This is a genomic window from Streptomyces sp. NPDC001828, from assembly GCF_042892175.1.
Classification (GTDB): domain Bacteria; phylum Actinomycetota; class Actinomycetes; order Streptomycetales; family Streptomycetaceae; genus Streptomyces.
The window spans coordinates 1-22,155 of the sequence record NZ_JBIATV010000012.1; the positions used below are offsets into that span (position 1 = coordinate 1).

General features: G+C 72.9%; 19 protein-coding genes. 14 read left to right on the forward strand and 5 right to left on the reverse strand.

The window, feature by feature from the left end; genetic code table 11:
- The first annotated feature begins 564 nt into the window (after positions 1 to 564).
- The 7 genes from ACFYZA_RS28785 to ACFYZA_RS28815 all read left to right on the forward strand — a co-directional run bounded on the left by ACFYZA_RS28785 (position 565) and on the right by ACFYZA_RS28815 (position 11,264).
- Positions 565 to 1,329: a MerR family transcriptional regulator gene (locus ACFYZA_RS28785; protein ID WP_388493539.1), complete on the forward strand. Its 765-nt coding sequence runs from the start codon at positions 565 to 567 to the stop codon at positions 1,327 to 1,329.
- A 521-nt stretch (positions 1,330 to 1,850) separates the two neighbouring features.
- A complete protein-coding gene (locus ACFYZA_RS28790) occupies positions 1,851 to 2,549 on the forward strand; it encodes a pentapeptide repeat-containing protein (RefSeq protein WP_388493540.1) in 699 nt (232 codons plus the stop codon).
- A 106-nt stretch (positions 2,550 to 2,655) separates the two neighbouring features.
- Positions 2,656 to 2,988, forward strand: coding sequence for a hypothetical protein (locus ACFYZA_RS28795; protein ID WP_388493542.1), 333 nt, complete (start codon positions 2,656 to 2,658; stop codon positions 2,986 to 2,988).
- 13 nt (positions 2,989 to 3,001) lie between these two features.
- Positions 3,002 to 4,366 (forward strand): type VII secretion integral membrane protein EccD, encoded by a 1,365-nt coding sequence (gene eccD, locus ACFYZA_RS28800; RefSeq protein WP_388493543.1) that lies wholly within the window; start codon positions 3,002 to 3,004, stop codon positions 4,364 to 4,366.
- Positions 4,367 to 4,918: 552 nt separating this feature from the next.
- A complete protein-coding gene (locus ACFYZA_RS28805) occupies positions 4,919 to 5,842 on the forward strand; it encodes a type VII secretion protein (protein WP_382600580.1) in 924 nt (307 codons plus the stop codon).
- Positions 5,839 to 9,840, forward strand: coding sequence for a type VII secretion protein EccCa (gene eccCa, locus ACFYZA_RS28810; protein ID WP_388493545.1), 4,002 nt, complete (start codon positions 5,839 to 5,841; stop codon positions 9,838 to 9,840). Before ACFYZA_RS28805 ends, eccCa begins: the two co-directional genes overlap by 4 nt.
- A complete protein-coding gene (locus ACFYZA_RS28815) occupies positions 9,837 to 11,264 on the forward strand; it encodes a DUF6177 family protein (RefSeq protein ID WP_388493546.1) in 1,428 nt (475 codons plus the stop codon). The genes eccCa and ACFYZA_RS28815 overlap by 4 nt, the downstream gene beginning before the upstream one ends.
- 165 nt (positions 11,265 to 11,429) lie before the next feature.
- Here ACFYZA_RS28815 and ACFYZA_RS28820 read toward each other — a convergent pair whose 3' ends face one another.
- Together ACFYZA_RS28820 and ACFYZA_RS28825 are read right to left on the reverse strand one after the other, a co-directional pair.
- Positions 11,430 to 12,518, reverse strand: coding sequence for a PP2C family protein-serine/threonine phosphatase (locus tag ACFYZA_RS28820; protein ID WP_388493548.1), 1,089 nt, complete (start codon positions 12,516 to 12,518; stop codon positions 11,430 to 11,432).
- 99 nt (positions 12,519 to 12,617) lie between these two features.
- On the reverse strand, positions 12,618 to 13,733 hold the full coding sequence (locus ACFYZA_RS28825) for a Ku protein (protein ID WP_388493549.1): 1,116 nt from the start codon (positions 13,731 to 13,733) through the stop codon (positions 12,618 to 12,620).
- A 59-nt stretch (positions 13,734 to 13,792) separates the two neighbouring features.
- On the opposite strand from ACFYZA_RS28825, the gene ligD reads away from it, so the two are divergent.
- Positions 13,793 to 14,677: a non-homologous end-joining DNA ligase gene (ligD, locus tag ACFYZA_RS28830; protein ID WP_388493550.1), complete on the forward strand. Its 885-nt coding sequence runs from the start codon at positions 13,793 to 13,795 to the stop codon at positions 14,675 to 14,677.
- A complete protein-coding gene (locus ACFYZA_RS28835; protein WP_388493552.1) occupies positions 14,674 to 15,594 on the forward strand; it encodes an ATP-dependent DNA ligase in 921 nt (306 codons plus the stop codon). The genes ligD and ACFYZA_RS28835 overlap by 4 nt, the downstream gene beginning before the upstream one ends.
- Before the next feature lie 46 nt (positions 15,595 to 15,640).
- Here the strand turns inward: ACFYZA_RS28835 and ACFYZA_RS28840 are convergent, their stop codons facing one another.
- The 3 genes from ACFYZA_RS28840 to ACFYZA_RS28850 form a co-directional block, all read right to left on the reverse strand.
- On the reverse strand, positions 15,641 to 16,786 hold the full coding sequence (locus ACFYZA_RS28840; protein ID WP_388493777.1) for an RNA polymerase sigma factor: 1,146 nt from the start codon (positions 16,784 to 16,786) through the stop codon (positions 15,641 to 15,643).
- Between the two features lie 20 nt (positions 16,787 to 16,806).
- Positions 16,807 to 17,214 carry a YciI family protein gene (locus ACFYZA_RS28845; protein WP_382600593.1) on the reverse strand — a complete coding sequence of 136 codons (408 nt, stop codon included), beginning with the start codon at positions 17,212 to 17,214 and terminating at the stop codon, positions 16,807 to 16,809.
- Positions 17,215 to 17,363: 149 nt separating this feature from the next.
- Positions 17,364 to 18,167: a nuclease-related domain-containing protein gene (locus tag ACFYZA_RS28850; RefSeq protein WP_382600595.1), complete on the reverse strand. Its 804-nt coding sequence runs from the start codon at positions 18,165 to 18,167 to the stop codon at positions 17,364 to 17,366.
- Positions 18,168 to 18,322: 155 nt separating this feature from the next.
- On the opposite strand from ACFYZA_RS28850, the gene ACFYZA_RS28855 reads away from it, so the two are divergent.
- From ACFYZA_RS28855 to ACFYZA_RS28875, 5 genes are all read left to right on the forward strand, one after another.
- A complete protein-coding gene (locus tag ACFYZA_RS28855; protein ID WP_382600597.1) occupies positions 18,323 to 18,625 on the forward strand; it encodes a zinc-ribbon domain-containing protein in 303 nt (100 codons plus the stop codon).
- Between the two features lie 226 nt (positions 18,626 to 18,851).
- Positions 18,852 to 19,475 carry a class F sortase gene (locus tag ACFYZA_RS28860; RefSeq protein WP_388493554.1) on the forward strand — a complete coding sequence of 208 codons (624 nt, stop codon included), beginning with the start codon at positions 18,852 to 18,854 and terminating at the stop codon, positions 19,473 to 19,475.
- 73 nt (positions 19,476 to 19,548) lie between these two features.
- The gene (locus tag ACFYZA_RS28865; RefSeq protein ID WP_388493778.1) at positions 19,549 to 20,322 is read left to right on the forward strand and encodes a hypothetical protein; all 774 of its coding nucleotides are present in this window, start codon (positions 19,549 to 19,551) and stop codon (positions 20,320 to 20,322) included.
- On the forward strand, positions 20,319 to 21,638 hold the full coding sequence (locus ACFYZA_RS28870) for an ATP-binding protein (protein ID WP_388493555.1): 1,320 nt from the start codon (positions 20,319 to 20,321) through the stop codon (positions 21,636 to 21,638). Before ACFYZA_RS28865 ends, ACFYZA_RS28870 begins: the two co-directional genes overlap by 4 nt.
- A 100-nt stretch (positions 21,639 to 21,738) precedes the next feature.
- On the forward strand, positions 21,739 to 22,080 hold the full coding sequence (locus ACFYZA_RS28875) for an SH3 domain-containing protein (RefSeq protein ID WP_382594324.1): 342 nt from the start codon (positions 21,739 to 21,741) through the stop codon (positions 22,078 to 22,080).
- Positions 22,081 to 22,155: the final 75 nt, after the last annotated feature.

Genomic DNA, 22,155 nt, shown 5'->3' on the forward strand with positions numbered 1-22,155 from the left:
CGGGCGCTTCCCTTCGGTATTTCGTGTTCCCGACTCTATCAGACTCTTTCGTGTCCGATTTCCTCGGTGCCTTTCAGGTTCTCCCTCTCGGGTTTCCCTTTCCGGCGGCTCCGACTCTATCAGATCCTTTCGGTCCTGATTCCCGGTCGAAATCGGGTTGTCTTCCCGGCTGTTGGGCCGTTTCGACGTTCCGAACTCTAGCGGATCCGTCCGGCGATTCGTAATCGAGTCTCCGGTCCGGCCGGAAATGGAATTCGGCATGCCGAATTCACCCCGGTCGGGGGCCGTGCTGAGTTGGGAGTGCCGCAGAATCTGCGGCGGATGGTCGGCGCGGAACCGTCCCGGCTGCGCGACAACTCGGAGAACATTACACGAGGTTCCAGGGGGTCTGTGTCCGCCCCCTCGCCTCTCTGTGCGGTCTCCCCGAGTCCCTTCACCTCGGCGGCGCAGAGGCTCGGCGGCGCGACGGCAGGGCGGCGGGGCTTGCGGCTTCCGTTGCGTCAACTCCTACCGTCCTCGGTGTGGCCGGAGACGGACTCCGGCCCGGTGATGGGAGGCACGGCCATGGCCTGGTCGATCGCGGATGTGTCCCGGATGTCCGGGGTGACGTCCCGGACGCTGCGGCACTACGACGAGATCGGTCTGCTGCCGCCCGCCTGGATCGGGAGCAACGGGCACCGCTACTACGAGCAGGCCGATCTGCTGCGGCTCCAGCAGATCCTGCTGATGCGCGAGCTCGACCTGGGCCTCCGGGAGATCCGGGCGGTGCTGGACAGCCAGGTCGACCGGGTGGCGGTCCTCCGCGAGCACCACCAGCGGCTGCTCGCGGAACGGGACCGGCTCGGCACCCTGGCGCGCACGGTCGGCCGCACCATCGGCGAACTGGAAGAGGCAGAGGAGAACGACGACATGGCGACGATCAATCGCCCGGAGAATCTGTTCGAGGGGTTCGAGCCCTCGGCGGAGGAGAACGACAAGGTGCGCGAGCGGTGGCCGAAGGCGTGGGAGCAGTCCCGGCAGGCCGTCGACTCGATGACCGCCGAGGACACGGAGCGGTGGCAGCGTGAGGTGACGGCGCAGATGATCCGGTTCGCGGAGTTCATGGTGGCCGGCACTCCGGTCGACGACCCCGCGGTCCAGACAGAGGTCGGCCTCCACTACCGGAGCGTCTGCCGGTTCTGGACGCCGAACGCGGTCGCGTACAAGGGTCTTGGACGGACCTATGTCGAGGAGGCGGGGATGCGCGCCAACTACGACAAGATCGCCGACGGTCTGGCCGAATACCTGCGGGACGCGATGGTCGCGTACGCCGACGCCAAGCTGAGCTGAGCCAAGCTGAGCTGAACCGACGGCCGACCGACGGCCCGGCATGACGTCGGGGGGCTGCAGACCCCCGATCGCCCGGGCCCCGTCGCCCGTCCCGGCTGTGCCAAGTTGGTAACCGTTCGTCTCGCCGCCGCTTCGCCAGGCCGTCGCGCACCTGGGATTTCCGGGGTTCGGGCGGACCCGGACGGGCGGGATCGGCGTTGCGCGTGCAATCCCCTTTGGGTACACATGGACGAGGCGCGCCACGGTGTCGGCCGGGTGTTCGGATCCGGCGGGCGGTCGGGGGTGGATGTCACTTCAACGCCAGTGGCCACGAGCAGGAGTCCGACGCCCACGGGGGGGCATGACGGCGGTCCGCTTGGGTGGACGCTACTTATACGGGGGACCACAGACATGGATCACAACTTGGACCGGCACCCGCACCGCGTACGCGACGGCCGCGGCCGCGCGGTGAAGGCCGCCGTGGCCGGGTTCGCCGTCGACGCCATCGGCTGACCGAGATCGTGTCCCGGGATGCCTCGGTCGTGGGTGCCGAGTTCGTGCGCATCGACTTCTACCGCTGCCACATGGAAGGCGCGGAGCTCGACGGCGCGGATCTGACCGGGGCCTGCCTGGTCAAGGCCGTCCTGGACGGGGGCTTCCTGCGGGGCGCGCGGCTCGACGGCGCGGACCTGGGCGGCGCCGAGCTGTACGAGGCCGATGCCCGGGGAGGCTCGCTGCGCGGTGCCCGGCTCGACGGGGCCTCACTGGTCCACACCCAGTTGCAGGGCGCCGACCTCACGGGCGCCTCCGTGAAGGAGACCTGCTTCGAGGTCGTGGTCGACGAACACACCGTCCTGCGTGGCCTGTCCGGCTCGGTGTACGGGCCGGTGCTCGTGGAGAGCGAGGGGCGTCGGCGCGAAGTGGGCGGGCGAGCGCTGGAGTTGTGGCTCGGCGGCCGTGGCGCCGATGTGCGGGTGATCGACCCGGCGTCGCCGAAGGTCACGTACTACGCGAAGATCTCCGAGGGACACCCTCGTGAGAGCCCGCGCGGTATTGCCCGGCGGCGCATTCTCGACGGGGTCGGCTGCGACGAGGCTTTCACGCGGAATCTGCGCTGGGAGCCGACCGACTACCTCCGCCTCTACGAACTCGGGCACAACGAGATCGACCATGTGGAGATCACGGAGGTGGAAGCGGACGCTTTCGTCCTGGCCGTGATCGCGGAATTCGGGGGGCGATGAGCATGATTGACGCCCCAACAGAACCAGCCCGCACCGTTGTTGTCGCGGTGCTGTTCACGTCGAGGCACCGTAAGTCGAGGCACCGTAAGAAGGAGATTCACCGCGCATGACTGCCGCGCAGGACTACGACAGCCAATTGCTGGAGTCAGTTTCGGTACGGCGCCGGCGGCTTCGCGATGCCCTGTTGTTCGGGGGGCAGCGCGGGCGGCGGTCGGTCGACGAGCGGCTCGGGAAACTGTTCGCCGGAATCGTGATCGCGGCGGTGTTGTGCGCGGGGTGTGTGGGCTGGTCGTTCATTTCGCACAAACTCATCGGCAAGACCCCGTACGGGACTTCGGTTCAGCCGACGTCGACGCCCTCTTCGCAGGCCTCATCCCCGCCCTCTTCTCCCGCTTCTTCATCCGCTTCTTCGCCCGCCGTGAAGTCTTCGGCCCGATGATAGGTTCGCGCACGTGATAGCTACGGGATCGGTGAGCCGTACGGCATTGAGCCGGGTCACTCTGGTAGGTGCACAGCGTCGGGTCGATCTCGTTCTGCCGGCCGAAGAGCCCATTGGGCTGTTGCTGCCGGAAGTCATGCGCCTGCTCGGGGACGCCCCCGGAAGCCGGCCGATGCTGCGGCATCTGACGACGGCCGACGGTTCGGTGCTCGCGCAGGACTCGACGCTGGCGTCCGCGGGTGTGCCCGATGGCGCGGTGCTGCGGCTGGTGCGGGTCGAGGACGCGCCGTCGGCGCCCGTCGTGCACGACGTCACCGACGAGGCCGCGGACGATCTCGACGTACGGGCCTGGCGCTGGCGGCCGTCCGCGCGGCGCGCGGTCGCGGGGTTCGCGACGCTCGGCTGGGCGCTCGCCGCCGGGGCGCTCGCGCGCCAGGAGTTCACGCTGTCCTCGGTCGGTGCGGTGCTGCTCGCCGTGGCCGGGGCCGGCGCGGTCGCGGGGGCGGTGCTCGGCCGCGTCGGGCAGCGCGGGCCCGCGACCACACTGATCGTCACGGCCGGGGCGCTCGGCGTGCTCGGGGCGTGGACGCTGGCCGACGCGTACGGCTGGTCGGGCGGGGCCCGGCTCGGCGCGGTCGGCGCCGCCCTCGCGGTGGCCCTGCTGCTGCTCGGGCTGTTCTCGCCGCTCGGCCGTGGCGGGCTCATCGGAGCCGGGGCGGTGGCCGGGGGCGGTGTCTGCTGGGAGGCCGTGCTCGCGTCGCAGTCGGGTGCGGGGACCGCACTCGGGCAGGCGCGGGCCGGGGCGATCGTGCTGGTCGTGTCGGCCCTTGTGCTCGGGGTGCTGCCGCGTCTCGCGCTGATGGCGTCCGGGCTCTCCGGCCTGGACGACCGGCGCTCCGGCGGCGCTTCCGTCAGCCGCTACCAGGTGTCGACCGCGCTGGCGGCCACCCACCGCGGGCTCGCCCTCGCGACGGTCGTCGTGGCCGGCTGCGCGGCGGTCGCCGGGACGCTGGTGCTGCGTACGCCGACCGTGTGGACGGTTCCGCTCGCCTCCGTCCTCGCCGTGGTGCTCGCCCTGCGCGCGCGGGCCTATCCGCTGGTCCCGGAGGTCGTGGGCCTGTTCGCGGCGGCCGCCGCGGTGGCCGGGCGGCTCGTCTGGGTGTGGTGGGAGCGCAGTGGCACGGCCGGTCCGCCGGCCGTGCTCGTGGTGCTCGCCCTGGCGCCGGTCGCGGTGCTCCTGATCCAGCCGCCGGACCATGTGCGGGTCCGGCTGCGGCGGTTCGGCGACGCGCTGGAATCGATCGGCGTGATCGCACTGTTCCCGCTGGTGCTCGGGGTGTTCGGCGTGTACGGGCGACTGCTCGGCACGTTCGCGTAGGTACGCGTAGGTATGCGCAGAGGTCGGGATGTGGCTGTGGGCGGTGCGGACTGGCAGCGCGATGTGCTGCGCGAGCTGGGCGGGAACGGCTCGGCGCCGGTAGCGCCCCCGGGCACGGATGCCCCGGCGGCGTACTCGGGTGATTCGCCCGCCGCACAGCCCGGTGCGGGGCATGCCACAGGGTCCGGTCCCCGGCCCTACGCCGGTCCTGCGGAGGGGGCCTTCCGGATACGGCCGCTCGAAGCCCGGCAGGACGGTGGACCCGACGAGGGGCCAACTGCCTTTCCTGGCAAGGGAGTTGAGCTTTCCAACACGGCTGACGCCGGACCCGGCCGCCCCTCGGCCCCCGCAGCCCCCTCGGCACCTCCAGTCCCCTCGGCCCCCGCGGCCCCCTCGGCACCTCCTGCGCCCTCGGCCCCCGCAGCACCCGCCCCCGCCGATCCGAGGGAGGCCGCCCCCGCGCGCGCCCGGCGGCCCGGTGCCCCCGGCTCCGGGCGGCCCGCGACCCTTCCCGGGATACGCGTCCCCGGCGGGCGCGACACCGCCGTGCCGATGACCACCCCCGAGTCCGTGCCCACCGTCGATCCCCGGCTCGCCGTGGCGCTCGGGCGGCCCGTGCACGGGGACTCGGTGGCCAAGCGGGCCGGGCGTTCGGTGCGCAAGCTCGGTGCCTCCGCCGCGCAGGACGTCGCCGAAGAGACGCGGATCGGGCGGGAGTTGCAGCAGCCCGTCACGACCGGGCGGCTCATCGCGGTCACCTCCATCCGGGGCGGGGTCGGCAAGACCACCGTCGCCGCCCTGCTGGCCCGCAGCTTCAACCACTACCGGCACGATCCCGTGCTCGCCCTGGAGGCGGACGGCGCGCTCGGCACCCTGCCGGTGCGGCTCGGCGCCGAGTCGGTGCGCTGGTCCTGCGTCGACCTCGCGCACATCCTCACCCCGGCGATGCAACTGACCGACGTCACCGGCTACCTCGTGCCGATCGCGGACGGCGGCTGGCTGCTGCCCGCGAGCCAGGGCCGCCTCGGCGCACCCCTGAACATGCGCACGTACCGCACCGTGACGCTCGCGCTGCGGCGCTACTTCGCGGTGAGCGTGGTCGACTGCGAGACGCTGCCGGGCGAGGTGGCGCGTACCGCGATGGACACCGCGCACGCCCGGGTCGTGGTCGCCCCGATGACCGCGGAGGGCGTCGGCGGCACCCGGCTCGTGCTCGACTGGCTCGCCCAGCTCCCGCACGCGGCGCTCGCCACGACCGTGGTGGCTCTCACCGCCAACTCGCCCGACACGACACTGGACTTGAAGACCGCCACCGCGCATCTGCGGGAGGCGGGCGTCAGCGTGGTCCCGGTCCCCTACGACCGGCATCTGGCCCAGGGAGGCCCCATCCAGACCGCACTGCTCGGCCGGGCCACCCGGCGGGCCGCCGTCGCGCTGGCCGCCGAAGCGATGGAGCGGGCGGTGAGGGCACGATGACACCGCACCTGGTCCACCGCCCGGCCCGTTCGACCCGGCCGGCCGCACCGGCCGCGCCGCGCGCCATCGAACCGCCGCCGAACCTGCCCGAGGGCAAGACCGGCACGGCCGCCACCGCGCTGCTGCCCATGGCCGGCGTGATGAGCTCGGTCGTCATGATGACGGTGATCCGCAACAGCCAGTTCGCGGGGCTCGGCGCCATCGTCCTGGTCGTGGCGCTGCTCGGCGCGGTCGCGCTGTTCCTGTCCCAGCGGGGCAAGGCGCAGCGCACCCGGCGCACCCAGCGCGAGCGCTATCTGGAGTACCTGGAGGAGCAGCGCGAGGAACTCAGCGCCGTGGAGCGGGAGTCGAGGCTGCGGGCCCGGCTCCTGAACCCGCCGCCGCAGGCCCTGTACGACGTGCTGCGGGATCCGGCGCGGCTGTGGGAGCGCCGGCGCGGTGACGCCGACTTCCTGCGGGTGCGGGTGGGCACCGGCACCGTACCGGCGCAGGACCTGTCGATCGGGCAGAACAGCGCGCAGGGCGTCCTCACACCGCCGGACCCGTTCATGCTGAACGAGGCGCGGGCCCTGGTGGCCCGGTACGCCACGGCGACGGAGTCGCCGTTGACGGTGCCGCTCGACCGGGCCGCGGACGTGAGCGTGGTCGGCGACCGCGAGGGCGTGCTGCGGGTCGCGCGGGCGCTGCTCGTGCAGGCGGCCGTCACGCACGCCCCCGACGATCTGGCGATCGCCCTGGGGGTGCCGGGCGAGCTGCTCGCGGACTGGGAGTGGGCGAAGTGGCTGCCGCACGTCCTGGACGCGCTGGAGAGCGACGGCCCGGTGGCCGCGCGCCGGATCGCACCGAGCATGCCGCAGCTGGCCCGTCTGATGCGCTCGGACCTGCGCCGCCGTGCCTCGTACGCGGCGGAGGTGCGCCGGGGTCTGTCGGACCGCGACGCGCTGACGATGACCGACCGGCTGCTCGTGGTGAGCGACGCGTACGGGTCTCCCGCCGAGGAACTGCCCAGGCCCGACGCGGCAGTTGGGCTGACCGACATGGGTGTGACGGTGCTGCATCTGCTGGAGCGGCAGGTGGACGAGCCGGACCACGTCGGCGTACGGATCAGCGTGGACGGCGACAGCGTCACGGTCGAGGACCTGCGCGATCCGGCGAACCCGGCCCCGCCGGTGTCGTACGGGCTCTGCGACGAGGTGGGCCCGGCCGGCGCCGAGGGCCTCGCGCGGATGCTGGCGCCGCTGCGGCTCTCGGCGGAGTCGGTGGCCGACGGCACCCCGGTGACCGGCCCGGTGGACTTCCCTGCGCTGCTCGGCATCGACGATCCGGCGGACCTGGACATCGACCGGCTGTGGGCGCCGCGCGGCGAGCGGGCGTTCCTGCGGGTGCCGATCGGCCTCGACGACCGGCACCAGCCGGTGCTGCTCGACCTGAAGGAGTCGTCCGAGCTGGGCATGGGCCCACACGGCCTGTGCGTGGGCGCGACCGGCTCCGGCAAGTCCGAACTGCTTCGCACCCTGGTGCTCGCGCTGGTCGCCGGGCATCCGCCGGAGGATCTGGCGCTCGTCCTGGTCGACTACAAGGGCGGCGCGACCTTCGCCCCGTTCGCCGAACTGCCGCACGTGGCCGGGGTGATCACCAACCTGGAGAACCAGGCCGGTCTCGTCGAGCGGGTGCACACCAGCCTGGCGGGCGAGGTCAAGCGGCGTCAGCAGGTGCTCAAGGACGCGGGCAACGTCGCCGACATCGGCCACTACGCCGCGCTGCGCGCCGAGCGGCCCGGTCTCGAACCGCTTCCGCACCTCTTCGTGGTGATCGACGAGTTCGGTGAACTCCTCACCGCGAAGCCGGACTTCATCGACCTGTTCCTGTCGATCGGCCGGATCGGGCGTTCCATCGGCGTCCATCTGCTGCTGTCCAGCCAGCGCATCGAGGGCGGCAAGCTCAAGGGCCTCGACACCTATCTCTCCTACCGGCTCGGCCTGCGGACGTTCTCCGCCGACGAGTCGCGCACGGTCCTGGACACCACGGACGCCTTCCATCTGCCGCCGCTGCCCGGATTCGGCTATCTGAAGGTCGACACCTCCACGTACGAGCGCTTCAAGGCGGGGTACGTCTCGGGCGCCCACCGGGGTCCCGCCGTGCTGGAACAGCAGGACGACACCCCGCTCGCCCGTCCGTACGAGGCCTTCAACTCCCCCGCACAGGAAGCGAGTCCGGAGGATTCGGAGCCCCGGATGCGCGAGCGGGAGACCGGGCCGACCGTCATGTCGGCGATGGTCGACCAGCTGCGCACGGCCGCCGCGCCGGTCCGCCGGATCTGGCTGCCGCCGCTGCCCGGGGCGATCAGCCTCGACGCGGCGGCGGGCCCGCTCCAGGTGTCCGAGCACGGCCTGCGACTCAGCCACGCCCCGGGGCCGATGCGGGTGCCGCTGGGGGTGCTCGACGATCCGGGCCGGCAGTGGCAGGGTCCGTGGACCCTCGATCTGACGGTGGCCGGCGGGCACGTGGCCGTCATCGGCGGCCCGCAGTCCGGCAAGACGACCCTTCTGCGCACCCTCGCGCTCTCCCTCGCCCTGACCCACACCCCGGCCCAAGTCGCGCTCTACGGGCTCGACTTGGTGGGCGGCGGGCTCGCGGCGCTCGCGGGCCTTCCGCACGTCGGCGGGATCGCGGGCCGCGCCGACCACGAGCGGGCCGCGCGTACGGTCGCCGAGGTGCGGGCCATGCTGGCCGCCCGCGAGGCGCTGTTCCGCGAGCACGGCATCGACTCCGTGGACGAGCTGCGCAGCCTGCGCGCCCAGGGCCGCCTGCCCGAACTCGGCTCAACCGACGTGGTGCTGCTCATCGACGGATACGGGGCGCTGCGCGACGAGTTCGACGACCTGGACGACGCGCTGGCCGACCTGCTCAAGCGCGGCAGCGGCTACGGCATCCACGTCGTGGCGGGCATGCTGCGCTGGAACGACGTGCGGATCGCGACGCAGTCCATGTTCGGTACGCAGCTGGAGCTGCGGCTCAACGACCCCTCCGACTCGGCGATCGACCGCAAGCTGTCCCAGACGCTCGCCGTGGACTCTCCGGGGCGGGTCCTCACCCACGGCAAGCTGTTCGCGCAGGCCGCGCTGCCGCGCACCGACGCGGTGGCCTCGGCGGCCGACCTCGGGCCCGCCCTGGAGGACGCGGCCCGCACGGTACGGGCCACCTGGCACGGTGAACTCGCCTCTCCGGTAAGGGTGTTGCCGACCCGGCTGCCCGCGCAGCGGCTGCCCTCGCCGGTGGCCGAGCCGAGGCGGATCCCCATCGCGGTCGACCAGGACGCGCTGGATCCCGTACTCCTCGATCTGTTCGAGCACGACCAGCACCTGCTGATCCTGGGCGACAACGAGTGCGGCAAGACCAATCTGCTCAAGCTCATCGCCCAGCAGTTCACCGCCCGCTACAGCGACGAGGAGCTGGTCTTCGCCGTGTTCGACCCGCGTCGCGGTCTTCGCGGGGTGGTGCCCGAGCCGTACCGCGGGGGCTACGCGCACAACGCGAAGATCAGCGCGGGGCTCGCCTCGGGGATCGCCACCGAGCTGGAGAAGCGGCTGCCGGACGAGAGCGTGGACCATGACGCGCTGCCGGACGGGCCCTCGTTCGCGGGGCCGCGCATCGTCATCCTGGTCGACGACTACGACATCCTCACCACGGCCGGGCAGCAGCCGCTGACGCCGTTCCTGCCGTACATCTCCTCCGCGCAGGACATCGGGCTGCACTTCGTGGTGGCCCGCCGCGTCGCGGGTTCCTCGCGCGCGCTGTACGAGCCGTTCCTGACCACGCTGCGCGAGACGGGCACGGCCGCGCTCGTGATGACCGGCGACCGCACCGAGGGCCAGCTGTTCCCCGGCCTGTACGCGTCCGCGCAGCCGCCGGGCCGCGGCTATCTGGTGCGCCGCGGCCGGCGCCACCAGCTCGTCCAGACCGCCCTCGCCCACCAGGAAGAAGCCGAACTTTCGTGACCAAGGACGTCATCGCCCTCACCCCGAAGATGCCGGACACCTGGGCCCTGCTCGCCGGGCTCTACGCGGGCGGGCCCGGGCTCGCCGTGGACACCGGCAACGACGGGGCGGTGGTCCAGCTCTGCGCGGCGGACGGGCGCCCGCTGGTGTCCCTGGAGGCGCCGCTGCTCGTGCAGGTGCCCGGCGAGGCCGAGCGGCTCCTGGGCGGTCAAGTCCCGGTCCCCGAGGGCGCGTTCTGGTGGACGGAGGCGCGGGCCTCCACGGCGGCGCCCGAGGCGGAACGCCTCGCCGGGTCGGTCGCCGGGCGGCTCACCACACTGCTCGGCGGCGCCGCGTGGCCGCCCGGCGCGGCCAACACCGAGGTGGTGCCGGTCGAGCAGGACCCCGGGGTCACCGCGCGGCCGGTGGCCGGCGGGGCGCATCCGACGGTGGACGTCCTGACCGGGTCGACGGCGGTGGTCATGTGCGACCGGCCGCTCATCGCGCTGAGCGCCTGGCTCTCGCACATCCTGCGCGCGTCCGTCGAGAGCCGCCGGGCTCTGCAGATCGTCACCCCGCCGGGTGTGCGGCTCAGCCTTCCGCTGCGCACGGCCCTGACGGGCGCGCCCAACCGCTGGGTGGTGAAGGACCCCGACTGCGGTTACTACGACGGGCTTTCGGGCGCGGTGCTGCGCTGGCAGGACGGTACGTTCGCGCCGGCCCGGGACGCGGACGGGCGGGCGGTGGTCGCGGAGGCGTTCGGCGCGCCCGAGCCCACCTCGGAGCGGCAGCTGGTCGTCGCGTTCCGCACGGTGCACCACGCGGACGAGAACCTGGTTCTGGGCCGCGCACTCGAAGCCGCCTGGCAGGCTCTGACCGGCGCGGCTCCGGCGGGCTGGGGCACCGCCGAGCCCATCAACCTCCCTTGGTCCACACGGCAGTTGACCGATCTGGCCCGCGACCGGGCGCCCGAGCCGACGCACCTGCTCGCGGTGGGCGATCCGGCGCGGCCCGCGCTCGCGGGGCTGCGGGTGACCCGGGTCGAGCGGGGGGTGGCCGCGGACGCCACGCTCACCCTCGGGTACGGGGCGTCCGAGACTCCCCCGCTGGACGCCGTCCAGGCGCTGGCGGAGACCCTGGCCGACCGGCACGGGCTCGCCCATCTGCTGGTCTCCCTGCGCAGGGGGCGCCGCGATCTGGCGATGCCGGGACACTTCGAGGCGCCGCCGGTCCCGGTGTCGTACACGCTGGGTGCGGCGGGGGTGCGCGCGGCGGGCCTCGCGCACGCCTCACGCCCTCCGCTGGCCCTGCGCCCCATGCCCCTCGGCCCCGCGGCCGAGCCCGCGCTGCACTTCGTGCTGGGGGACGGTACGGATGCGGGGGCTTGGCCGGTGCTTGAGCGCCTCCTGTCCCACATCGAGGCCGGCTCGGCCTCGGCCCCGTAGCCCCTCCGGCGCGGCCACGCACGGTCTACGGACGCATGCCCGTCCCCCGCGAGGGGCTTGCGCTTCCGCGTGTGCGTCGTCGGGTGCGGGCCGTCGTGGGCTGATCGCGCCGATCCCCGCGCCCCCCGTAGGCGGGGGGCCGGGACCCTGGTTCGCGGGGTGGGGTCAGTCCCTGTGGCGGAGCAGGAGCATTGCCGCGTCGTCGTGCAACGGCCCCTCCGTGTGGAGGATGAGGTCGCGGCGCAGGGCCTCCAGGGCCGCCTCGGGGTCGGGGTCCTTCAGCAGGGGCGTGCGGGCTCCCAGGGGGTAGAACGCGCCCTCTCGGTCGCGGGCCTCGGTGACGCCGTCGGTGTACAGGAGGAGCTGGTCGCCGGGGGCGAAGGCGACCTGGAAGGGCTGGGGGCCCTCGTCCGGGCCGAGTCCGAGGCCGAGCGGCAGCGCGTACTGGTCGGGTTCGGGGAAGGACACCGAGCCGTCCACCCGTACCAACAGGGGCGGCGGATGGCCGTAGTTGAGGAACACCGCCCCGTTCGCGGGGTCGAGCTCGGCGATGATCGCGGTGACGAACTTCTCGCCCTGCAGGGTCCGCCCCGCCGCCCGTTCGATCCGCGCGCCCACCCCCTTGAGGTCGGGCTCGTCGTGCGCGGCCTCCCGGAACGCGCCGAGCACCACCGCCGCCGTCTCGACCGATTCGAGCCCCTTGCCCTGCACGTCCCCGATGATCACGCGCACCCCGCTGGGCCCCGACACGACCTCGTACAGGTCCCCGCCGATCCGTGCCTCCGCGACCGCCGAGGTGTACGAGACGGCGGCCCGCAGATGCCCGGCGCTGCGCGGCACCGGGCGCAGCAGCACCCGTTGGGCGACCTCGGCGATGGAGCGCATGCCCGCGAGTTCGGCCTCGCGGCGCTGGCGCATCACGCTTCCGACGGCGGCCACCGCCGTGACGCCCGCCACGGCGGCGAGCGACGCGAAGCCGCGCCGCTCCTCGAAGAGCTCGCTGTAGATCCCGAGCCCGACCCCGGCGCCCAGCGCGATCAGGCCGACGACGACCGTACGCCGCCAGCCTCCGACCAATCCGGCGAAGGCGGGCCCGAGCGCGACGAGGGGCAGCAGTCCGACCGTGGGGCCCGCGATCAGGTTGGCCACGACGACCAGCGCCATCACGGCGTACGGCAGCACCGAGAGCACCACGGGGTCGGGGCTTGACCGCCCTTCGGTACGGGCGTGGCCGTCGCCGCTTCTTCGCACCATGGCCGCACCCCTTTCACACCCTTGGGCAACCATTTCGCCAGCGCGGGCCCGCCGCAACCCCTCCGTTACCGAATCGAGGCCGCGCGCCGGGGTGCGGAGTCAGGCGCTGGCCCGCTTCCGGGGCGTCGCCTTCTTGGCCGCGGTCTTCTTGGCGGTCGTGGCCGTGGACTTCTTCGCGCCGGTGGACTTGGGGCTGGCCGCCGCGGACTTCTTGGCGGCGGTCTTGGCGCTGCCGGTCTTCGCGGCGGTGCTCTTCCTGCCCTGCGCGGTCCTGGTCGCGGTGGCCTTCTTCGCCGAGGCCGTCGACTTGGCGGCCGTCTTCGACGCCGTCTTCCTCGCGGGCGCCGGCTTGCGGCCGGTGGCCTTGCGCGAGCTCAGCTCCGTGACCTCGGCGACGTCGTCGCCGTCCGCCTCCGCGCCACTCTCGGCGCCCTCGCCGCGCGAGGCCTTCGCGGCCTTGACGCTGTTCTCGAGTGCCGCCATCAGGTCGATGACCTTGCCGCCCTTGGCGGCGGGGGCCTCCGGGGCCGGGGCGACCGCGCCGTCCGCCTTCGCCGCGATGAGCTCCTCGACGGCGGTGCGGTAGTCGTCGTGCAGGGTCGCCATGTCGACTTCGCCGAGCGTGTCCATCAGGGCGTCCGCCAGGTCGAGTTCGGCCTCGCGCACGCTCACGTCGGCCTCGGGGGCGGCTTCGTCGGAGGCCCGGATCTCGTCCGGCCAGAGCAGTCCGTGCATGGCGATCACGTCGTCGACCACCCGCAGCATGCCGAGCCGCTCCCGCCCGCGCAGCGCGAACTTGGCGATGGCCACCTTCTTGCTCCGCTTGAGGGCCTCGCGCAGCAGGGTGTACGGCTTCGCGGCGGGCACTCCGTTGGCGGAGAGGTAGTACGCGGCGTCCATCTGGAGCGGGTCGATCGTGTCGGCCGCCACGAACGCGACGATCTCGATCGTCTTGGCGGTGGGCAGCGGCAGCGAGGCCAGATCGGCGTCGGTGATCGGGATCATCGAGCCGTCGGCGTCCTCGTACGCCTTGCCGATCTCGTCCTGGCTCAGCTCCTCGCCGTCCAGCTCGCACACCTTGCGGTAGCGGACCCGGCCGCCGTCCGACGTGTGGATCTGGCGGAACGAGATCGAGTGGTTCTCGGTGGCGTTCACGACCTTGATCGGGATGCTGACCAGGCCGAACGAGATCGCACCGTTCCAGATGGATCGCACGGTTTCTCCTCTTCGTCCCCGAGGAGTGGTTTTGCGGGGGTTCGTGGGACTCTCATCGTATGACGCCGATCACGGAGGTGGAGGGGCGGCGGATCGCCCTCTCGAATCTGGACAAGGTGCTCTACCCGGCCACCGGCACCACCAAGGGCGAGCTCCTGCACTACTGCGCCTCCGTATCGGGCCCGCTCCTGGCCCATCTGGAGAACCGCCCGGTGTCGTTCCTGCGCTTCCCGGACGGCCCCGGAGGCCAGCGCTTCTTCACCAAGAATCCTCCGCCGGGCACCCCCGCCTGGGTGAAGACCGCCGAAGTACCGCGCTCCGAGGACAAGGCGGCCCGCCAGGTCGTGGTGTCGGACCTCGCGACCCTGATGTGGGCGGCGAACCTGGTGGTCGAGTTCCACACCCCGCAGTGGCGGGCCGACGCCCCGGCCCTGGCCGACCGGCTCGTGCTCGACCTCGACCCGGGCGAACCCGCGAGCATCGTCGAGTGCTGCGCGGTGGCGCTCTGGCTGCGCGACCGGCTCGCGGCGGACGGCCTCGGCGCGTACGCCAAGACCTCGGGTTCCAAGGGGCTGCATCTGCTCTCGGCCCTTGAACCGACCCCCTCCGAGCACGTCTCCGCGTACGCGAAGACGCTGGCCAAGGAGGCCGAGGCGGCCCTGCCGGGGTTGGTCACGCACAAGATGGCGAGGGCGCTGCGGCCCGGCAGGGTGTTCGTCGACTTCAGCCAGAACGCCGCCGCGAAGACCACCGCGACGCCCTACACCGTGCGCGCCAAGGAGCGTCCTACGGTGTCGGCGCCGGTGTCCTGGGCGGAGGTCGAGTCCTGCGCGGCCCCGGACGACCTGGTGTTCCTGATCGACGCGATCGGGCCCCGCCTGGAGCGGGACGGCGATCCGCTGGCCCCGCTCGCCGATCCCGACGAGGCGGGCCGGCTGCCGTGAGCGCGGACCGGGACCCGTCGGGGGTCGCCCTGCGGCCGCCGGTCGACGTCATGCGCCCGCGGCCCGAGGACGAGATCCCCGGGGCCGACACCACGCCCGGGGGTCTGCAGTACTCGCTCAAGCTCGACGGATTCCGCGCCCTCGCCTTCGTCCTCGACGGCGGGAAGGTCTTCCTGCAGTCCCGTTCGCGAAGGGACCTCTCCAGGGAGTTCCCGGAGATCGCGGCGTCCCTGCGCGATCAGCTGCCGCCGGGAACCGTCCTCGACGGCGAGTTGTGCGCCTACCGCGACGGGCGGCTGAGCTTCACCGATCTGCTGCGGTCCCACGGTGACCGCGAGCGGTCGGGGGTCCCGGTGTCCTACATCGCGTTCGACATCCTCGCCGTGCCGGGCCGGGACGTGCGGACCCTGCCGCTGCGGGACCGGTGGGAGCTGCTCGGGGCGGCGCTGCGGGACGTGGGCCCGCCCGTCCAGCGGGTCCTCGCCACGCTGGACGAGGACACGGCCCGCGCCTGGTTCCGTGATCTGAGGGCCGTGGGCGTCGAGGGGATCGTGGCGAAGGCGCTGGACTCCCCCTATCGGCCAGGGGGGACCCGGGCCGGGACCCGGGCCTGGCGGAAGATCCGGCACTCCGACACGCGCGACGGCGTGCTCCTCGGTGTCTTCGGCCCGGCGCAGCGCCCCCGGGCACTCCTGGTCCGCCTCCCCGACGACCGCGCCGTGCGGACGTCACCCCGCCTGACCCCGCCGCAGGCCCGGCAGGTGGGCGAGCTGGTGCGCGACCGCCTGGGCGGGCCGGTGGACCACCCCGAACACGGGCCCGTACGCATGCTCACCGAGCCGCTCCTCGTGGAGCTGCGCGAGGCGGCCGGCCGCCAGGAGGGCACCCGGTTCGTCCGCGTACGGTCCGACGGGTGAGCTGCGGCCCACCGCATGAGGTACGGCGCGAAGGGCGGGTGCCGGGTCAGCGGGGGCGGCGGGCGTTGAGGCGGGCGGCCTGGCGCGTCAGGTGGTCGCGCTCGGCGAGGTTGGGGGCCTGGTGGGCGGCCTCGGCGTACAGCCGTGCCGCCGTCTCCAGGTCGCCTGCTCGCTCGTGCAGGTAGGCCGCGACCGCCGTGTGGCGGGGCAGCGAGGCATCGAGGGGCGCGAGCGCCGCCAGGCCCGCGCGCGGGCCGTCGGCCTCACCGACGGCCACCGCCCGGTTGAGCAGGACCACGGGGCTGTCGGTCAGGCGCACGAGCTCGTCGTACCACTCGACGATCTGCACCCAGTCCGTCTCCTCGGCGGCGAGCGCGTCGGCGTGCAGGGCCGCGACGGCCGCCTGCGCCTGGAACTCGCCGAGGCGGTCGCGAGCGAGGGCCGCCTGGAGGATCGCGACGCCCTCGGCGATCAGGGCCGTGTCCCACTTCGCGCGGTCCTGTTCGGCGAGCGGCACCAGGCTGCCGTCGGGCGCGGTCCGGGCGGCGCGGCGGGCGTGGTGGAGCAGCATGAGGGCGAGAAGGCCCGCCACCTCGGGGTGGTCGATCGCGGCCGAGAGCTGACGGGTGAGCCGGATGGCCTCGGCGGCGAGGTCGATGTCGCCGGAGTAGCCCTCGTTGAAGACCAGGTAGAGAACGCGCAGCACGGTGGCGACATCGCCGGCCTGGTCGAACCGCACCTGCGAGACCGTCCGCTTGGCCCGGCTGATGCGCTGCGCCATGGTCGCCTCGGGCACCAGATGGGCCTGGGCGATCTGACGGGTGGTCAGGCCGCCGACCGCGCGCAGCGTGAGCGCGACCGCGGCCGACGGCGTGAGCGAGGGGTGGGCGCACAGGAAGTAGAGCTGGAGGGTGTCGTCCGCCGCGGGCGCGGGCCCCGGCACCGGCTCCTCGCCGATGCGGTCCTCGCGCCGGCGCCGGGCGGCGTCCGAGCGGGTCGCGTCGAGGAAGCGACGCCAGGCCACGGTGACCAGCCAGCCCTTCGGGTCCCGTGGCCGCTCGGCCGGCCAGACGCGGACCGCCTCGACCAGGGCGTCCTGCACGGCGTCCTCGGCCGCCGCGAAGTCCGCTCCGCGACGGACGAGCACGGCGAGCACGCTCGGCGTGAGGCTCCTCAGGAGCGCCTCGTCCACGGCCTCGTCCACGGCGGCGCTCAGTCCGTGACGGTGGAGTGCGCGCCCAGGAACGGGCGCAGCTCCAGCCACTCGTGGATCGGCTTCCCGCCCGCGCCGGGGGCGGCCGACAGTTCCCCGGCCAGCTCCACGGCCCGCTCGTAGCTGTCGACGTCGATCACCATCCAGCCCGCGATGACGTCCTTGGTCTCGGCGAACGGGCCGTCGGTGACGGGCGGGCGCCCCTCGCCGTCATAGCGGACGAACGTCCCCTCGGGCGCGAGGGCCTGGCTGTCGACGAACTCGCCGGTCTTCTCCAGGCGGGCCGCGAACTCGTTCATGTACTGGACGTGCGCCGAGATCTCCTCCGGCGTCCACTGGGCCATCGGCACGTCGTTCACGGAAGCCGGGGCGCCGCGGTAGTGCTTCAGGAGCAGGTACTTGGCCATGGTGGTTCTCCTCGGTACGGGTGCGGCCCATTCTGGCCGCGTTCACTCCGGGGACGGAGCCGGCCACGGGTTCTCGACATCGCCGCCCGAGTTTTTTTCGGGCCCGGTGCGCGGGCTTCACGCGGCCCTGGAGCCGCGCTTGCCGGCACTCACACCCGCAGCCAGGTCCTGCGGTCCCGGGCCGTCCAGTACAGGGATTCCACATCGGCGGGTTTCAGTACGCCGCCCGCGCGGGCGAGTTCCGCAAGGTCGGCGTCCTTCAGGACGCTGACGTCGGGGACGGCGCCCGGCGCCCGCTCGACCCGGTCCGCGTCGATCAGGAGCAGCGCCGCCCGTACCGCCGTCGCCAGGGCGAGCGAGGCGCGTTCGGCCTGGTGGCGGGCGTCGCGCAGCAGCGGCAGTGGTGCGGCCCTGCCCACGGTGACCAGCGGGTCGGCGATCCGCACCCGGTGGCGCCGGGTGTCGAGGGAGCGCAGGGTGAACACGCCCGCGGGCCCGACGAGCAGGTGGTCGATCCTGGCCGCGCCGGGCAGCGGCACCGAGTGCAGGACCCGCCAGCCCGCGCCTTCGAGCCGTTCGAGCGCGGCCCCGGCGAGCTGCTGTGCGGCGAGTTCGCGGCGGCGCGGGCCGGCCCGGAACCGGTGGGCTCCGCCGTTCCGCTCCAGCTCGCCGATGAGCGCCTCGCCCGGCCGGTTGGGCGCGAGGTCGTCGTCGGGGTGCAGGGAGAGCCGGACCAGCTCGGAAGGGGTCGGCACGGGCGGCGGCCCGACGGTCGGCTCACCCACGACGTACGGGCGCAGCGCGGCCAGCACCTCGGCCCCGCGGTCGTCGAGCAGCAGCGACACGTGTCCGGTGTCGCGGTCGTACCAGGCGACGCTGCGCCCGTCCGGGAGGCTGACGTACAGTCGCGCCTGTCCGTGCCGGTGTACCGGTGTGACCCGCAGTCCTGCCATGCCCCATCACCCCACCTCGACCCATGGGAACAGCCCGATGCCCATGAGGGCAATAAGTCGTGTGGGCGTCGTCACAACACGATGGACGCAGGCGGTCATGGCCACGACACTTACGCGCGACACGACGTCAGGAAACACGGGAGGGGAACCACTCAATGATCATCTTCGGCACCCGCGGCTATCTCTACCAGCTCGCGATGCTCACGCTGGTGTGCGGCAACTGCGGCAATCCGTCGGCGCACGCGATCCGCAAGTACGTCACGAAGTTCACGCTGTTCTTCGTGCCGCTGTTCCCGATCTCGACGAAGTTCCGCACGCAGTGCACGTTCTGCGGGCTCGAGCAGCAGATCAGCAAGGAGCAGGCCGAGGGTCTGCTGGCTCAGCCGGTCGCGCCGCAGCAGGCGTACGGGCAGCCGCAGCCGGGCCAGATGCAGGCCCAGAACCCCTACCAGCAGTAGCCCCTGGGGCTCCGCCCCAGACCCCGTTCGCGCCTGAACGGCGCTCGTCCTCAAACGCCGAACGGGCTGAAATGCCCTCGGTGCCGACCAGCACCAAGGCATTTAGGGGCGCGGGGAACTGCGCACAGGCCCGCGCGGCAGGCGTAACCGCACCGTCTGGTTACCTACGGCGGGCCGTTACATATGCGCCGCAATGTCGCAATGGCGGGGCTTTAGCGTCATCCCCATGACCACGCCCCCGCCCCGCGCCATCCGCATCGCGGCCGCCTCCGTGCTCGCCCTCGGCCTCGGCGGCGGCCTGATGGCCTGCGCCCACGACCCCGTCGCCAAGGCCCCGGACGTGCACGTGCGGAACGCCGCCACCACGCAGGCCAAGGCGGCCGTCGGTCCGCTGCGGGCCGCCGAGCCGACCCGGCTCGTCATCCCCTCCGCGAAGGTGGACGCGAGCCCGGTGCTGCGGCTCGGGGTGGACTCCGCCCAGGAGCTCCAGGTGCCGCCGGTGGACGAGGCCGAGCGGGCGGGCTGGTACACCGGCAGCGTCACGCCCGGCGAGAACGGCGCTTCGGTGCTGGTCGCGCACTACGACACCGCCAACGGCCCGGCCCTGATGCGGAACGTGAAGGACATGAAGGTCGGCGACGTGATCGAGGTCGGCCGGGCCGACGGCTCCACCGCGGTGTTCAGGATCAGGGAGACCCAGCAGGTCGAGAAAAAGGACTTCCCGACGCATAAGGTTTATGGGAGGACCGATCGCCCCGAGCTCCGCCTCATCACCTGCGGCGGCCCCATCGTGGACGGTCACCGCTCGGCCAACATCATCTTCTATGGCGACCTGGTCAAGGCCGAATAAGGCACCGGGGCTCCGGCGAGGGCGCGGCAGAAGGTGAAATAGCCTGGGGTTCCCGCACGACAGGAGCACCTTGATCCGCCACCGCCGCACAGCCCTCCTGGCACCCCTGCTGACCGCAGTGGGTGCTCTGCTGCTGTCCGGCTGCGGCGGGGCGGGCCACCTGGAGAGTTCGGGTGCGACGCCGTCGGCCGTCGGGCCGATCCACCTGTGGCCGGACCTGCCGCCCGCGACCGCGACGCCCAACGACTACGGCGAGACCGACACCGAGCAGGTGCCCGGCATCAAGGTGACCGGCGGCGACGTCCGCAGGCTGAACCCGGTCGCGGTGGTGCAGGCCGAAGTGAAGGCGCACCCCAACACCTACAGCGGCGAGGACGGGCTCTATGACGAAACGGTCCGGCAGCTGAACGCCTGCAAGCAGAAGCCGGCCGGCTGCCCGGTGCTCAAGCCGTACTACCGGGACCTGACCGGGGACGGCAAGGACGAGCTGATCCTGGGCATCCGGATGCCCGACCAGAACCTCGCGGTGCGCTGCTACATGCCGGCCAAGGACGGGGGCCTGATCCGGATCATGTCCACGGTCGACCAGATCATCAGCGTCGATCTGGCCGGCCGCGACGTGATCCTGCGGTCGGTGTCGGCGGGCATGCCCGGATACGAGTACCGCACGGCGTGGTCCTGGGACGACCACCAGCAGGCGATGCTCCCCACCCGGGACGAGATCGTGCGCAACAAGCCGGGCGGCAAGCACCCCGCGCCCACCGGGGGCGGCCCGCTCGCGCCGTCGCCGAAGAAGAAGCCGCCGGCGGCGAGCCCGTCGGCCACCCCCACGGCGGACGCACCATGAAACTGCCCCGGATAGCCCGGCTGCGGCTGCCCGCGTGGACCGCGACCCTCACCTGGAAGGCAGCGGTGTTCATCACCGTGATGTGCTGCGCCCTCGCGTCGCTGCTCGGCGTCCTGGTGCACGTGTCGGTGACCCGGCAGACCGTGGGCGAGGCCCGCCACAAGGCGCTCGACCGGCTCACCGACGTCACCCGGATGTACGAGGCGGGCGAACAGCTGCCGCCCGGCGCCGCCCTGGACCCGCCCGAGCTGCCCCCCTCGCTGCGCGCGCTCGCGGTCTCCGGCAAGCGCGGCACCCTCGTCGACGACGACCAGGGCCGCCCCACCATGTGGGCGGCGGGCCCGGCCGACGGCAAGGCGCTCGCCGCCGAGATCGACTACACCCAGAGCGCCCGCACCATCAACGGCCTCGACAAGGCCATCCTCGGCTCGTCCATCCTCGCCATCGGCGCGACCCTGCTCGTCGGCGTCTTCGCGGTCACCCGGATCACCCGGCGGCTGCACCAGACGGCCACGGTGGCCCGCCGGATCGACGCGGGCGACCTCGACGCCCGGGTCAACGACCCCCGCACCAGGGACCCCTCGCGCCCCCAGGACGAGGTGGCCACGGTGGCCGGCGCCCTGGACACGATGGCCTCCACGCTCCAGGGCAAGCTCCTCAGCGAGCAGCGCTTCACCGCGGACGTGGCACACGAGCTGCGCACCCCCCTGACGGGTCTGCACGCGGCGGCCGAGCTGCTGCCCGAGGGACGCCCGGCCGAGCTGGTCCGGGACCGGGTGCAGGCGATGCGCTCGCTCACCGAGGACCTCCTGGAGATATCCCGGCTCGACGCCGGAAGCGAGACCGTCGACCTCGACCTCCAGGAGCTGGCACCCGTGGTGGAGCGCCTGGTGCGCGCTTCGGTCGCCTCGGGGACCGCCGAGGCGGACACCACCCTGACGGTGGTGCGGGGCACCTGTGTCGAGACCGACAAGCGCCGCCTCGAGCGGGTCCTCGGCAATCTGCTCGCCAACGCCCACAAGCACGGCAAGGCCCCGGTCGAGCTGACGGTCGACGGCCCGGTCGTCACCGTTCGCGACCACGGCACCGGCTATCCGGACTACCTCCTGGACCACGGACCGCAGCGCTTCCGCACGGACGCCGGCAGCAAGGGCCACGGGCTCGGCCTGACCATCGCGGTGGGCCAGGCCGCCGTGATCGGCGCGGAGCTGAGCTTCCACAACGCCCCGGACGGCGGCGCGGTGGCCCGGCTCGAACTCCCGGAGTACGTCAGCTTCGAGGTGCCGGGCACCGACGGGGCCCCGCACGGCGCGTGACGCCTCGTCACGCTTTGCGATGTCGAAGGGGCGAATTTAGTGTGAGGCAGGCGAACTGAGGGTCGTTCACCCGCGGCCCCGCCCCGTTCCAGGAGGCACCATGTCCCTGCGTTCATCCCTTGCCGCACTCGGTCTGTGCGTGGCCACCGGAGCCGTGGCCGTCCTCGCCACGGCGTCCCCCGCCGCCGCCGAGGAGTCCGCGCACAACGAGTACAAGGGCCGCGTCACCGCCAAGTCCGGCCTGATCCTGCGCGACCGGCCGACCCGGAGCAGCCGGATCGTCGGCAAGGCGCCGTACGGCTCGATCGTGCACATCTTCTGCAAGACCGGCGGCGACCGGGTCAACGGGAACGACCGCTGGTACCTGCTCACCGACGGCACCTGGGCGTGGGGCTCGGCCTACTACATCGACAACATCGGGGCCGTACCGCGCTGGTGCTGAGCCCCCCGGGCAAACGCGTCTTGGCGGACGCGAACTCGTCGCGGACGGGCGGCTCTTCGGAGCCCCCGTCACCCG

Coding starts and splice junctions, on each gene's coding strand:
- ACFYZA_RS28785 (WP_388493539.1), top strand. CDS start 565: ATGGCCTGGTCGATCGCGGATGTGTCCCGGATGTCCGGGGTGACGTCC.
- ACFYZA_RS28795 (WP_388493542.1), top strand. CDS start 2,656: ATGACTGCCGCGCAGGACTACGACAGCCAATTGCTGGAGTCAGTTTCG.
- ACFYZA_RS28805 (WP_382600580.1), top strand. CDS start 4,919: ATGACCACCCCCGAGTCCGTGCCCACCGTCGATCCCCGGCTCGCCGTG.
- eccCa (WP_388493545.1), top strand. CDS start 5,839: ATGACACCGCACCTGGTCCACCGCCCGGCCCGTTCGACCCGGCCGGCC.
- ACFYZA_RS28820 (WP_388493548.1), bottom strand. CDS start 12,518: ATGGTGCGAAGAAGCGGCGACGGCCACGCCCGTACCGAAGGGCGGTCA.
- ligD (WP_388493550.1), top strand. CDS start 13,793: ATGACGCCGATCACGGAGGTGGAGGGGCGGCGGATCGCCCTCTCGAAT.
- ACFYZA_RS28845 (WP_382600593.1), bottom strand. CDS start 17,214: ATGGCCAAGTACCTGCTCCTGAAGCACTACCGCGGCGCCCCGGCTTCC.
- ACFYZA_RS28850 (WP_382600595.1), bottom strand. CDS start 18,167: ATGGCAGGACTGCGGGTCACACCGGTACACCGGCACGGACAGGCGCGA.
- ACFYZA_RS28855 (WP_382600597.1), top strand. CDS start 18,323: ATGATCATCTTCGGCACCCGCGGCTATCTCTACCAGCTCGCGATGCTC.
- ACFYZA_RS28860 (WP_388493554.1), top strand. CDS start 18,852: ATGACCACGCCCCCGCCCCGCGCCATCCGCATCGCGGCCGCCTCCGTG.
- ACFYZA_RS28870 (WP_388493555.1), top strand. CDS start 20,319: ATGAAACTGCCCCGGATAGCCCGGCTGCGGCTGCCCGCGTGGACCGCG.
- ACFYZA_RS28875 (WP_382594324.1), top strand. CDS start 21,739: ATGTCCCTGCGTTCATCCCTTGCCGCACTCGGTCTGTGCGTGGCCACC.